Source organism: Streptococcus sp. HMSC078D09, from assembly GCF_001813675.1.
In the GTDB taxonomy this organism is placed as follows: domain Bacteria; phylum Bacillota; class Bacilli; order Lactobacillales; family Streptococcaceae; genus Streptococcus.
The window spans coordinates 49,849-63,309 of record NZ_KV813676.1 but is presented as its reverse complement, the minus strand read 5'-3'; the positions used below and the strand labels follow the sequence as shown (position 1 = coordinate 63,309).

The window sequence follows — 13,461 nt, the reverse complement described above, 5'->3', positions numbered from 1 at the left end:
CAAACGGATCCGCGAGTGGTGTTTTGGTAGTTTTGACGGTGCTTATGATGGTGATCTCTTCATGGGGGTCTTACCTCGTGTCTTTAAGGTCGATGATTTCCATCAGTTGAGCCTAATGGAGTTAGCAGAAGGAATCGTCGAAGTGGATACCACGGGCTGGGCTGAATCCTGGGGTACCTTGAGTGGCCGGATCCTAGAAGGATTTGAAGCCATCGCAAAAGAGGTAGAAGCAGCTGGCGGTGGCAATGCTATTGTGGTCAGCCATGGTATGACGATTACGACCTTGATTTATCTCATCGATCCTAAGGCTGTCGAAGAATTGGTCTTGGACAACGGAAGCGTGACGGTTTTGGCCTATGAAGATGGTGCCTTTCATATTGAAAAGATTGGGGATATGTCCTATCGTAAGGTTGGAGCAAAACTTCTAGAGGGTGGCCATGACGAATAAGTATAGACGCGCACGAAAAAAACGTAAGAAGTGGTGGCCTTACCTATTGAGTTTCTTTCTTCTTGTGGTCCTTGGATCGGGAATTGGTGCTTACTTAGCGAAGCCGAGCTTGTTTTCAGGGCTTCAGTTTTGGAAGGCTAAAAAAACAGCTGTAACGACTCCCTCTTCTTCTAAGAAAAAGGAAGAAAAATCAGATTTACCAGCCGTTTCGACAAAAGACTGGCAGTTGATCTTGGTCAATCGTGACAATGTGAAGCCTGAGCTGAACCCACAATTGACAGATGTGGATGCTATCAAAGTGGATAGTCGGATTGTAGAACCAACTCGTCAATTCTTAGAAGCAGCTCGAAAAATTGCCCCAGAAGAAACCTTGATATCAGGCTATCGAAGTGTGGCCGAACAAACAGAGCTCTATAATGAACGTGTTGCGCAACTAGAGGCTAGTGGTCTTTCGCATGAAGAAGCTGAAAAGCAGGTGCAGACTCAGGTACAGGTCCCTGGTGCTAGTGAACACCAGACGGGACTTGCGATTGATATGAGTGTCGAAGCTGGCCAAAGTGATGAGTTGGGCATGCAGCTGGCTGCCATCGCACCGCAATATGGCTTTGTCCTTCGCTACCCAGATGGGAAGAGCAACATCACGGGAGTGAATTTTGAGAATTGGCATTTCCGTTATGTTGGCGTAGAAAATGCTCAGTATATGGCCAAGCATCAGCTAGTATTGGAAGAATATATTCAACTCTTGAAAAAAGCTGGCAAATAAGAGGAGATTCACTTCTCTAGGTCTTAAGAATGATTTTTAGCACTCTTGAAAAAAGAGTGCTAATTTTTTGGATTTTTCTCTTGACTTTCTTTTGGATGGGTGTATAATAGAATCATGGTTTAGCACTCAAGTGTTTAGAGTGCTAAAAAATGAAAGAGAGGTGAGGTCATGGTTACAGAACGTCAAAATGAGATTCTCAATCTTGTTGTCGATATCTTTACCAAGACCCACGAACCAGTCGGTTCAAAAGCGCTACAAGATGTCATTCAATCCAGTAGTGCGACCATTCGAAACGACATGGCTGCCCTCGAAAAACAAGGCTTACTAGAAAAGGCCCACACTTCGAGTGGCCGCATGCCTAGTCGAGCTGGTTTTCAATATTTTGTTCAGAACTCGCTTGATCTAGAGTTAATTGATGAGCAAGATGTCTACCAGGTGGTGAAAGCCTTTGATTTCGAAGCCTTTAAGTTAGACGATATCTTGGATGCTACGGCCAAGTTACTAGCCCAGATGACGGGTTACACCGCAGTGATTCAGGATGTTGAACCGACACGTCAGCGCTTGACTGGTTTTGAGATTGTTCCATTATCCAACCACGATGCCTTAGCAGTTCTGACCTTGGATGAATCAAAACCTGTCACCGTCCAGTTTGCCATTCCAAAGAATTTCTTAACCAGTGACTTGGAAATCTTCCATCAGCTGGTTCAAGAACGCTTCATTGGAAATACAGTTTTGGATATCCACTACCGCTTGCGGACGGAGATTCCACAGATTGTACAGCGCTATTTCAAGACGACAGACAATGTGCTGGATCTCTTTGATTACGTCTTCTCGCAACTGTTTCAAGAACTGGTTTTTGTAGAAGGAAAGGTTTCATCCTTAACCTACGCCGATCTTCAGACCTATCAGTTCTTGGACAATCCCCAACATGTAGCTCTCGAGTTGCGAGGGGGAATGCCAGAAGACCAAATGACCCAGATCCTGGTTGCAGAATCCCAAGAGAAGGCCTTGAAAAATGTGACGGTCATTAGTCACAAGTTCCTGGTTCCTTATCGTGGGATGGCCCTCATGCATGTGATCGGTCCTGTAGAGATGGATTACAGGCGTGTGATTAGCCTGGTCAATGTCATCGGACGGGTACTGGTTATGAAGTTGACGGATTACTACCGCTACCTCAATAGCAACCATTATGAAGTAAATTAAGACCAAATGAAAGGGGTGTATGCCTTGACAGAAGATATTAAAAAAGAAGACGTGAAAGAAGAAGTTGACCAAACAACTGAAGAAGTTGTAGAGGAAAGCAACCAACCTTCTGAGTTAGAAGAAGCACAAGCGCGTACCGAAGAATTTGAAAATAAATACCTTCGTGCTCATGCAGAAATGCAAAACATTCAGCGCCGTGCCAATGAAGAACGTCAACAATTACAAAAGTACCGTAGCCAAGATTTGGCAAAAGCGATCTTACCATCACTTGACAACCTCGAACGTGCCCTTGCCGTAGAAGGATTGACAGATGATGTGAAGAAGGGCTTGGAAATGGTCCAAGAAAGTTTGGTACATGCTCTGAAAGAAGAAGGAATCGAAGAAATTCCAGCGGACGGAGCCTTTGACCATAACTACCACATGGCTATCCAAACCTTACCTGCAGATGACGAACATCCAGCAGACACTATCGCACAAGTCTTCCAAAAAGGCTACAAACTCCATGACCGCATCCTACGCCCAGCCATGGTAGTGGTTTATAACTAGTCTGCCTTGTCCGAAACGACACTAAACTATGAAAGAAAGATAAGACGCAAGCCGGAGGCTTGCAAGGAATATATTTCCCGCCGTGGTGAAAGTTTCAGTAGCTTGTGCTACTGAAACAGGGGATTTTTGAGACAGTAGGCTCAAAAATAAGTGATGAAATCCCGAAGGGAGTTGCTCACGTCCCCACCACTTAAGGGAAATATCAAAAAAGGAAGAAAAACTTAAGGAGAAAAACATATGTCTAAAATTATCGGTATTGACTTAGGTACAACAAACTCAGCAGTAGCAGTTCTTGAAGGAACTGAATCAAAAATTATCGCAAACCCAGAAGGGAACCGCACAACTCCATCTGTAGTTTCATTCAAAAACGGTGAAATCATCGTTGGTGATGCTGCAAAACGTCAAGCAGTCACAAACCCAGATACCATCATCTCTATCAAATCTAAGATGGGTACTTCTGAAAAAGTTTCTGCTAACGGAAAAGAATACACTCCACAAGAAATCTCAGCTATGATCCTTCAATACTTGAAAGGTTACGCTGAAGATTACCTTGGTGAAAAAGTAACGAAAGCAGTTATCACAGTTCCAGCTTACTTCAACGATGCGCAACGTCAAGCAACTAAAGACGCTGGTAAAATCGCTGGTCTTGAAGTAGAACGTATCGTCAACGAACCAACTGCAGCAGCTCTTGCTTATGGTTTGGATAAGACTGATAAAGAAGAAAAAATCTTGGTATTTGACCTTGGTGGTGGTACATTCGACGTATCTATCCTTGAATTGGGTGATGGTGTCTTTGATGTATTGGCAACTGCAGGGGATAACAAACTTGGTGGTGATGACTTTGACCAAAAAATCATCGACTACATGGTTGAAGAATTCAAGAAAGAAAATGGTATCGACTTGTCAACAGACAAGATGGCGCTTCAACGTTTGAAAGACGCAGCTGAAAAAGCGAAGAAAGACCTTTCTGGTGTCACTTCAACACAAATCAGCTTGCCATTCATCACTGCAGGCGCTGCTGGACCTCTTCACTTGGAAATGACCTTGACTCGTGCGAAATTCGATGATTTGACTCGTGACCTTGTAGAACGTACGAAAACTCCAGTTCGCCAAGCCCTTTCAGATGCAGGTTTGAGCTTGTCAGATATCGACGAAGTCATCCTTGTCGGTGGTTCAACTCGTATCCCTGCCGTTGTAGAAGCTGTTAAAGCTGAAACTGGTAAAGAACCAAACAAATCAGTGAACCCTGACGAAGTAGTGGCTATGGGTGCTGCGATCCAAGGTGGTGTGATCACTGGTGACGTGAAAGACGTTGTCCTTCTTGACGTAACTCCATTGTCACTTGGTATCGAAACAATGGGTGGAGTATTTACAAAACTCATCGATCGCAACACTACGATTCCAACATCTAAATCACAAGTCTTCTCAACTGCAGCAGATAACCAACCAGCCGTTGATATCCACGTTCTTCAAGGGGAACGCCCAATGGCAGCAGATAACAAGACTCTTGGACGCTTCCAATTGACAGATATCCCAGCTGCACCTCGTGGTATCCCACAAATCGAAGTTACATTTGACATCGATAAGAACGGTATCGTATCTGTTAAGGCGAAAGATCTTGGAACTCAAAAAGAACAAACCATTGTTATCCAATCAAACTCAGGTTTGACAGATGAAGAAATCGATCGCATGATGAAAGATGCAGAAGCTAACGCTGAAGCAGATAAGAAACGTAAAGAAGAAGTTGACCTTCGTAACGAAGTAGACCAAGCTATCTTTGCGACTGAAAAGACAATCAAAGAAACTGAAGGCAAAGGCTTCGATGCAGAACGTGACGCAGCTCAAGCAGGACTTGATGATCTTAAGAAAGCTCAAGAATCAGGTAACCTTGAAGAAATGAAAGCGAAACTTGAAGCCTTGAACGAAAAAGCACAAGCATTGGCTGTTAAACTCTACGAACAAGCTGCAGCAGCGCAACAAGCACAAGCAGGAGCAGAAGGCGCACAAGCATCAGGAAACGCAGGCGATGATGTCGTAGACGGAGAGTTTACGGAAAAGTAAGAAGATTTATTTAGTTATATATAACATAATTTTCCCTGGTTTTTAGATAGTTATACTTAAAGGAGAATGATATGGCTACTAGAGAAGAAAGAGATTACCTTTCACAGTACATTGATATTACGGGTTCTCATTTGAATGATAGTGATGTAGAGTGGTTAATGCGTTTTATTAATTCGGTAGGGAATAGACATACTGAAGAAGGTAGCTTTGACAGTTGGAGCTCGGATGGTAAATATACTAGGAATTGGGTTAAAGAATACATCATTGAAAGTGATTATTCATTAACAAGTAATTATAGTTACGAAGATGATGATGGTACTAGTGGCAGTTATTCAGAAAATATAACTAATGCTCGAGATATTATCAATATAATCAGGGAGAATCCGAATTTGTTATAAAAAATCCAGAGGTTGCAACCCAGCCTCTGTTTTTCGGTAAAATAGAGGATGTTGCGTATGAAAAAAGTACTTTGTATCATTTATCCTAATTTTTCTCTTTATGAGATAACCGCTTTAACAAGTACTTTAGCTCTGTCTTTTGATAGTACGATTGATTATGCCGCTTCAGATCATTCGATGGTGGTCTCTGAGGATGGCTTGCCCTGTCAACCGACCAAAACACTAGATCAAATCTGTATAGAAGAGTATTCTTGTGTGATTTTGCCAGGAATGGTCAACATAGGACCTGCCCTACAGGATGAGAAATTGATTTCATTTTTGAGGGACCTTGGTGAGCAAGATATCCTCATTGCAGCCATTTCTTCAGCGCCTCTTTTATTAGCGAAAGCAGGTCTGTTGAAGGACACGAAATTTACAGGTGGAATTTGGCAAAACTTCTTTGACTATTTTGAATTTCTTCCACGTGAAAATTTCCAACCCAAACTGGTTGTGCAAGATAAACAGATCATTACGGCTATCGGTTTTGCCCATCAAGAGTTTGCAAGAAAAGTGATTCTAAGTTTAGGCTTGGCAGCTAATACGGACAACTATTTTAAAGAACGAAACGACTACTCAGAAGAGGATTTGATATTTACTCTATCGGACCAAGACTTTGATCAAGTGAAGCGAAGTATAGAAAACAGCCTCTAAAGATTTACATGAAAATTATAGAAAGGAACAAAGAGTGTTCGTAACTGAACACGGGTTCCAAAGTTTCTAATTCAATATAAAAGAAAGGAACTGAACCCGACCTAAATCGTGGTTTGATTCACAACATCAATAGAAAGGAACAAAGAGCGTTCGGGGAATTGAACTCGAGCGGAAAGCTTGGAAATTAGATAAACCGCCTAAGAAATCAGGATTTCTTGTCGGTTTCCTAAATTTCAGTCGCTTTCTGTTCGCTCTTAGTATCTTGTATGAACAATACTGAATTTTATGACCGTTTGGGCGTTTCAAAGAATGCATCTCAGGATGAGATCAAGAAAGCCTATCGGAAATTATCTAAAAAATATCACCCAGATATCAACAAGGAGCCTGGTGCTGAGGAAAAGTACAAGGAAGTTCAAGAAGCTTATGAGACTTTGAGTGACGAGCAAAAACGGGCTGCTTATGACCAATATGGTGCTGCGGGTGCCAATGGTGGCTTCGGTGGCGGAGCAGGTGGTTTTGGTGGCTTTGATGGTGCTGGTTTTGGTGGTTTTGAAGACATCTTCTCTAGCTTCTTTGGTGGTGGTGCAAGCCGTAATCCGAATGCTCCTCGTCAAGGGGATGACCTCCAATACCGCGTCAATCTCAAGTTTGAAGAAGCGATTTTTGGTGCGGAAAAAGAAGTCAAGTACCATCGGGAAGCTAGCTGTCATACCTGTCATGGTTCTGGAGCTAAGCCAGGCACTAGTCCGGTGACCTGTGGACGCTGTCATGGTTCTGGAGTCATCAATGTGGATACGCAAACCCCTCTTGGGATGATGCGCCGTCAAGTGACCTGTGATGTCTGTCATGGTCGTGGTCAAGAAATCAAAGATCCATGTACGACTTGTCGTGGAACAGGTCATGAAAAACAAGCTCATAGCGTGAACGTCAAGATTCCTGCAGGAGTTGAAACAGGTCAACAAATCCGCTTAGCTGGTCAAGGAGAAGCTGGCTTTAACGGTGGACCATACGGGGACTTGTATGTTGTTGTCAATGTTGAGCCGAGCGATCGTTTCGAACGTGATGGTTCAACCATCTATTACAAGTTAGACTTGAACTTTGTTCAAGCAGCTCTTGGAGATACGGTCCATGTGCCAACTGTTCACGGAGATGTCGATTTGGTCATTCCTGAAGGAACCCAAACCGGTAAGAAATTCCGCCTCCGTGGAAAAGGGGCTCCAAGCTTGCGTGGTGGTGCTATGGGGGATCAATATGTATCTGTCAATGTCGTCACCCCAACTGGTTTAAATGACAAGCAAAAAGAAGCCCTTCAAGCCTTTGCGGAAGCAAGTGATTTGAAGGTCAACCCAAAGAAAAAAGGGTTCTTTGACAAGGTCAAAGATGCTTTAGATGATTTATAAAAATGAACGAGTTTCTTTTTGAGTAAGGAGCTCGTTTTATTTTGGATCGAATCCAAGAACTTCCTCTCCTAATTAAAGAATAATGAGGACCCTCATTGAATTTATTAAGATATCGTGGTAAATTTAAGAAAACGATTACAAAGACAATTTAGGAGGTCCTGATGAAATCACATCAACCACGTTATGCGATTCGCAAGTATGCAGTAGGAGCTGCTTCGGTGCTCATAGGATTTTTTGCTGGCGCGAATGTTGTAGCAGCAGATACGCCGAGCGTTACAGACAGTCCTGCAACGACAGTATCAACTCAGCCAAGCGAGGGTGAGTCAACGATTTCTCTTAATGAGGAAGCTTCTCAGCCAACAGTAGAAAAACCAACGGCTCCTGCCCCAATCGTCGATCAAAGTCAACCGACACTGCCTGATCGTGAATTGCGGGTATCAGATATTGACCGTTTGATTCGCGAAGAAGCAAGTTTTGTCGCAGAGTCGGATGTGGCAGCTCAACCAGCGACAGCAGCGACGGAAACGCCTGCTAAAGATCCTGACCAAGAAGAAAAATTAGCCAAGAAAAAGATTGTTTCGATCGATGCCGGTCGCAAGTACTTCTCACCAGACCAAATCAAGGAAATCATTGATGAAGCTAGTAAGACGGGCTATACAGACTTGCATCTTCTAGTCGGAAATGATGGTTTGCGCTTTGTGCTGGATGACATGTCTTTGAAAGTGGGAGATACTTCTTATTCTAGCCAAGCCGTGACAGATGCAGTTGAAAAAGGGACGAAGGCTTATTACGATGATCCGAACGGGACAGCCTTGACCCAGGCTCAAATGGATGATATTTTGGCCTACGCCAAATCGAAGAAAGTAGGTGTCATCCCAACCATTAATAGTCCAGGTCACATGGATGCGATTCTGACAGCCATGGAACAATTGGGGATCGAAAATCCTCACTTTAATTACTTTGGCACTAAAAAATCAGCTCGGACAGTTGATTTGGACAACCAAAAAGCCTTAGACTTCACCAAGGCTTTGGTAGACAAGTATGCGGCTTATTTCAGCGGCAAGGCAGACATTTTTAACATTGGTTTGGATGAATATGCTAACGATGCCACAGATGCCCATGGTTGGCAGGTTCTCCAAGCCAGCAAGCATTGGCCAGGTGAAGGCTATCCAGAAAAAGGCTATGAAAAATTCATTCAATACGCCAATGATCTAGCAGCTCTTGTGAAAAAACACAAGATGAAACCAATGGCCTTCAATGATGGAATCTACTACAATGGCGATACTTCCTATGGCACTTTTGACAAGGATATCATTGTCTCCTACTGGACAGGTGGCTGGAACGGATATGATGTCGCTTCTTCAAAACTCTTGTCTGAACTAGGTCATCAGATTCTTAATACCAATGATGCTTGGTATTATGTGCTTGGACGGGACAAGGCTGGATCTGGTTGGTACAACCTCGATCAAGGTCTCGAAGGAATTTTCAAGTCAGCGATTGATGTGGTTCAAAAAAATGATGGGGCTAAGGTACCTTTCATCGGTGGCATGGTAGCTGCTTGGGCAGATACGCCATCCGCAACCTACAAAAAAGACCTTCTCTTTAAGCTCATGCATGCCTTCGCGGACAAGAATGCGGACTACTTTGTTGCAGATCCTGAAGTCGTCGGAAAAGCTCTTTCAGAAGCTCCAACTGATTTGGATCACTATACACCGGAATCTCTAGTAGCTTTTGCGGCAGCTAAAAAAGCATTAGAAGGGGCAGGAACAGACACGACTCGAGCAGAGGCCAAAACTTTGATCGACCATCTCAAAGCAGCTCAAGATGCTTTGGTGTATACGGAAATCTACGCGAAAGAAGTTGCTGCAAAAGAAGCAGCAGAAAAACTCGCCATGAAGAAGGTCATCTCGATCGATGCAGGCCGCAAATACTTCTCACTGGATCAGTTGAAACGGATCGTCGATAAGGCCAGTGAGCTGGGTTATTCTGACTTGCACCTCCTTGTTGGAAACGATGGCATGCGCTTCGTCCTCGATGACATGACGGTGGAAGCCAATGGCAAAACCTATGCCAGTGATGATGTAAAAAAGGCCATTTTAGAAGGCACCAAGGCCTATTACGATGATCCAAATGGTCAAGCCTTGACTCAAGCAGAAATGGATGAACTCCATGCTTATGCGACTGCTAAAGGAATCGGCTTGATTGCGGCAGTCAATAGTCCTGGACACATGGATGCTTTGTTGGTTGCCATGGAAAAATTGGGCATTGAAAATCCACAAGCCAGCTTTGATACGGTTTCAAAAACAACCATGGATTTGACCAATGAAGCAGCAGTCAACTTTACCAAAGCCTTAATTGGCAAGTACATGGATTACTTCAAAGACAAGTCTAAGATCTTTAACTACGGAACAGATGAATATGCCAATGATGCTACCAGTGCGCAAGGTTGGTACTACCTCAAGTGGTATGACCTCTATGGTAAATTTGCGGAGTATTCCAATAGTCTTGCAGCCATGGCGCGTGAAAAAGGCTTGCAGCCAATGGCCTTTAACGATGGCTTCTATTATGGAGATGAAGATGATGTTGCCTTTGACAAGGACGTCTTGATTTCATACTGGTCTAAAGGATGGTGGGGCTATAACCTCGCATCTCCACAGTATTTGGCAGATAAGGGGTATAAATTCCTTAATACCAACGGAGACTGGTACTATGTTTTGGGCCACAAAGGTGATCAAAGTTATCCGCTCGAAAAAGCTATTCAAAATACAGAAACTGTTCCGTTTGAACAGTTAGCTTCAACCAAGTACCCTGATGTCAAATTACCGACATCCGGAAGTATGTTGGGAATTTGGGCTGATGAGCCGGCCAATGAATACAAGGAAGAAGAAGTCTTCCAGGTTATGGAAGCTTTTGCCAACCACAACAAGGACTATTTCAAGGCAGACTTCACTGCTCTTAGAAAAGCAGTTGCTACGGTGCCAACAGATCTAGACATATACACACCAGAATCTCGCGCAGCCCTTGCGAAAGTCTTAGATAGCTTGAATTGGAATGTGAGTCGTGCTCATCAAGATCAGGTGGATCAAGAAATGGCTGCTCTGACCCAAGCCCTTGCAGGGCTCAAGCCAATTACACAAGTGGGTAGCTTGGCTGAAAATGACGTCAAAGCCCTAGTGGAAGACAAACCAAGTCTTGAAATCGTAGAAAAAGAACTTGATTTTGACCTTGTGGAACGCACCAATCCAGATCTCGCTAAAGGAGAACGCAAAGTGATCCAGGCTGGAGTTAAAGGGCAAGGTCTTGAGTATGTAGAGGTTTCGGCACTTGATCAAATTCGAAAAGTGATCGCTACAGAAGTTGCAACAGAGCCAGTTGCAGAAATTGTTGAAGTCGGTACCAAAGAGGTTGTGACTCCAGCAAGCCCTTCCGTAGAAGCACCAGTGAAATCAGACTTACTTGCCAACAAAATGGTTCCAGATCAGTCAACACCTCATGTGATCGCGAAGGATCAACCAGTAGCACCAGAAAATACCCCAACGCCAATTCCAGTAGCTGTGGAAAAAGAGGTTGGTTCAGAAGCAGTAAACTCTGACAAGCAACTTCCAGAAACAGGAGTGGAATCTGCTCTGGGACTCGCTTTACTAGGAGCGATCTTAGGAGCAGCAGGAATGGACTTGAAAAATAAAAAAAGAGACTGAGACCTAGTAGATTTGTAACAGGTCGAAGTTAGGAGAGTGAGACAGAAATCGGTCATTCGTTAGAATTCGATTTCGTCGTCCCACCTCCGCACAGTTGAGTAGGGCTGTAAAAGCTGATGAAATCAGCGTAGTAGAGCCCACTCAACCACTGCGTCTTGCTCGACAATTCAAAAATCAATTGAGAGGCTAGGACTTTTGTCCCAGCCTCTTTTTGTACTTGCAAAACTGTACCCGGACAGTTTGAATTTTTCACTCTTGTAACCCCTTCTATATCCTGCTAAAATAAAACCATGACACGATACAAAGCAACCATTTCATATGACGGGACCTTGTTTGCAGGGTTTCAACGCCAACCGCATGCCCGTAGTGTGCAAGAAGAAATCGAGAAGACCTTGACGCGCCTCAATCAAGGAACCCCTGTTACCGTTCATGGAGCGGGGCGAACGGATTCCGGTGTCCATGCTCTTGGCCAGGTGATTCATTTTGATCTCCCCCAAGCGCGGGACGAGGAGAAGCTTCGCTTTGCCCTCGATACCCAAACCCCAGAGGATATTGATTTCATCCGAGTGGAGCAAGTAGCAGATGACTTTCACTCACGCTACAAGAAGCACAGCAAGACCTATGAATTTATCGTGGATTATGGTCGTCCCAAGAACCCCATGATGCGCCACTATGCCACCCACTATCCTTATCCTTTGGATGTGGAAAAGATGCAAGCAGCCATCCAAAAGTTGGAGGGAACCCATGATTTCACCGGTTTCACAGCTTCAGGAACCAGCGTGGAAGATAAGGTTCGTACGATTACAGAGGCTCGCTTGGTCGAGGATGCAGAACATCATCGCCTTGTCTTTACCTTTTCGGGCAATGGCTTTCTCTACAAGCAAATCCGCAATATGGTGGGAACTTTGTTGAAGATTGGAAATGATCGGATGCCGATCGAGCAGATCGATCTAATTTTAGAAAAGAAGGACCGCAATCTAGCAGGTCCTACAGCAGCGCCAAATGGCTTATATTTAAAGGAGATCCGTTATGAGTAATGAATTGATTCTAGCTATTTCAGGAAATGATATTTTTAGTGGAGGGGGTCTTCATGCAGACCTTGCAACTTATACGACTAACAAACAGCATGGTTTTGTAGCGGTGACTTGTTTGACCGCTATGACGGAGCACGGTTTTGAAGTGATTCCGGTGGATCCGACGACCTTTGCGCAACAGCTCAACTCTCTCAAGGATGTTCCTTTTTCTGCTATTAAACTCGGCCTTTTGCCAAATGTTGAAGTGGCAGACTTAGCCTTGGACTATGTCAAAGCCCATTCTGAGATCCCCGTAGTACTAGACCCCGTCTTGGTCTGCAAGGAAACACATGACGTGGAAGTATCAGCCCTTCGAGACGAATTGATCAAGTTCTTCCCTTATGTGACTATCATCACGCCAAACTTACCAGAAGCTGAGATCTTGACCCAAAGCAAGATTCAATCGCTCGACGATATGAAGGAGGCAGCGCGCAAGCTCCACGAATTAGGAGCAGCGAATGTCGTGGTCAAAGGGGGCAATCGTCTCAACAAAGAAAAGGCCATCGATGTCTTTTATGATGGGACGGACTTCACCGTCATTGAAGAGCCAGTCTTGGAAAAGAACAATACAGGAGCAGGTTGTACCTTTGCGTCTAGCATTTCCAGCCAGTTGGTAAAAGGGAAATCACCACTTGAAGCTGTTAAAGCCTCTAAAGACTTTGTTTTCCAAGCGATTCAACATTCAGACCAGTATGGAGTAGTACAATATGACATCTAATCGAACTCAACTCATTGCCCGCCTCTCTATTTTGACAGCCTTGACAGTTGTACTTGGCTACTATACCAAACTTCCAACTCCTACAGGGATCGTCACCCTGCTAGATCTTGGTGCCTATTTCACAGCCTTCTATTTTGGACGCAAGGAAGGTGCTATTGTAGGCGGTGTCGGAGCCTTCTTATTGGATCTGATTTCAGGCTATCCTCAGTGGATGTTCTTTAGCCTCCTCTTTCACGGAGGCCAAGGCTATTTCGCTGGCTTCAAGGGCAAAGCTCGTTACCTAGGCTTGCTCCTTGCAACAGTCGTCATGGTAGGCGGTTACGCACTAGCTTCTGCTCTCTTTTTAGGCAATGGCTGGGGTGTTGCTATCTCGGACATTCCGAATAACCTCGCTCAGAATTTTGTTGGAATGGCTTTAGGCTATGTTGTCTATTATGCATTTCAAAAGAAAGGAAGCTAATTC

At 44.1% G+C, this 13,461-nt stretch carries 13 protein-coding genes; 12 read left to right on the top strand and 1 reads right to left on the bottom strand.

Annotated elements, in window-relative coordinates; all coding sequences use genetic code 11:
- The 9 genes from HMPREF2926_RS09155 to HMPREF2926_RS09115 form a co-directional block, all read left to right on the top strand.
- Nucleotides 1–448 (top strand): histidine phosphatase family protein (locus HMPREF2926_RS09155; protein ID WP_070587515.1); only part of this gene is annotated, 448 nt, incomplete at its 5' end.
- On the top strand, nt 438–1,211 hold the full coding sequence (locus HMPREF2926_RS09150) for a M15 family metallopeptidase (RefSeq protein ID WP_070587512.1): 774 nt from the start codon (nt 438–440) through the stop codon (nt 1,209–1,211). The genes HMPREF2926_RS09155 and HMPREF2926_RS09150, both read left to right, overlap by 11 nt.
- 168 nt (nt 1,212–1,379) lie before the next feature.
- A complete protein-coding gene (hrcA, locus tag HMPREF2926_RS09145) occupies nt 1,380–2,414 on the top strand; it encodes a heat-inducible transcriptional repressor HrcA (protein WP_003004578.1) in 1,035 nt (344 codons plus the stop codon).
- Between the two features lie 24 nt (nt 2,415–2,438).
- Entirely contained in the window at nt 2,439–2,960 is a 522-nt protein-coding gene (gene grpE / locus HMPREF2926_RS09140; RefSeq protein ID WP_371106518.1) for a nucleotide exchange factor GrpE, read from the top strand.
- 237 nt (nt 2,961–3,197) lie between these two features.
- Nucleotides 3,198–5,021, top strand: coding sequence for a molecular chaperone DnaK (dnaK, locus tag HMPREF2926_RS09135; protein ID WP_003014055.1), 1,824 nt, complete (start codon nt 3,198–3,200; stop codon nt 5,019–5,021).
- Nucleotides 5,022–5,092: 71 nt separating this feature from the next.
- Nucleotides 5,093–5,419 (top strand): hypothetical protein, encoded by a 327-nt coding sequence (locus tag HMPREF2926_RS09130; RefSeq protein WP_070587507.1) that lies wholly within the window; start codon nt 5,093–5,095, stop codon nt 5,417–5,419.
- Nucleotides 5,420–5,476: 57 nt separating this feature from the next.
- On the top strand, nt 5,477–6,109 hold the full coding sequence (locus HMPREF2926_RS09125) for a DJ-1/PfpI family protein (protein WP_070587504.1): 633 nt from the start codon (nt 5,477–5,479) through the stop codon (nt 6,107–6,109).
- 266 nt (nt 6,110–6,375) lie between these two features.
- Nucleotides 6,376–7,509 carry a molecular chaperone DnaJ gene (gene dnaJ, locus HMPREF2926_RS09120; protein ID WP_003004734.1) on the top strand — a complete coding sequence of 378 codons (1,134 nt, stop codon included), beginning with the start codon at nt 6,376–6,378 and terminating at the stop codon, nt 7,507–7,509.
- Nucleotides 7,510–7,670: 161 nt separating this feature from the next.
- Nucleotides 7,671–11,207: a family 20 glycosylhydrolase gene (locus tag HMPREF2926_RS09115; RefSeq protein WP_070587501.1), complete on the top strand. Its 3,537-nt coding sequence runs from the start codon at nt 7,671–7,673 to the stop codon at nt 11,205–11,207.
- A gap of 52 nt (nt 11,208–11,259) precedes the next feature.
- On the opposite strand, the gene HMPREF2926_RS09110 is transcribed toward HMPREF2926_RS09115, so the two are convergent.
- On the bottom strand, nt 11,260–11,460 hold the full coding sequence (locus HMPREF2926_RS09110) for a hypothetical protein (protein ID WP_070587498.1): 201 nt from the start codon (nt 11,458–11,460) through the stop codon (nt 11,260–11,262).
- A 37-nt stretch (nt 11,461–11,497) separates the two neighbouring features.
- On the opposite strand from HMPREF2926_RS09110, the gene truA reads away from it, so the two are divergent.
- Genes truA through HMPREF2926_RS09095 form a run of 3 tightly spaced genes read left to right on the top strand, consistent with a single transcriptional unit; the run spans nt 11,498 to nt 13,458 of the window.
- Complete coding sequence (gene truA / locus HMPREF2926_RS09105) at nt 11,498–12,244, top strand: tRNA pseudouridine(38-40) synthase TruA (RefSeq protein WP_021154450.1); 747 nt, start codon at nt 11,498–11,500, stop codon at nt 12,242–12,244.
- A complete protein-coding gene (locus tag HMPREF2926_RS09100) occupies nt 12,237–12,998 on the top strand; it encodes a bifunctional hydroxymethylpyrimidine kinase/phosphomethylpyrimidine kinase (RefSeq protein WP_070587496.1) in 762 nt (253 codons plus the stop codon). Before truA ends, HMPREF2926_RS09100 begins: the two co-directional genes overlap by 8 nt.
- On the top strand, nt 12,988–13,458 hold the full coding sequence (locus tag HMPREF2926_RS09095; RefSeq protein ID WP_070587493.1) for an ECF transporter S component: 471 nt from the start codon (nt 12,988–12,990) through the stop codon (nt 13,456–13,458). Before HMPREF2926_RS09100 ends, HMPREF2926_RS09095 begins: the two co-directional genes overlap by 11 nt.
- Nucleotides 13,459–13,461 lie beyond the last annotated feature (3 nt).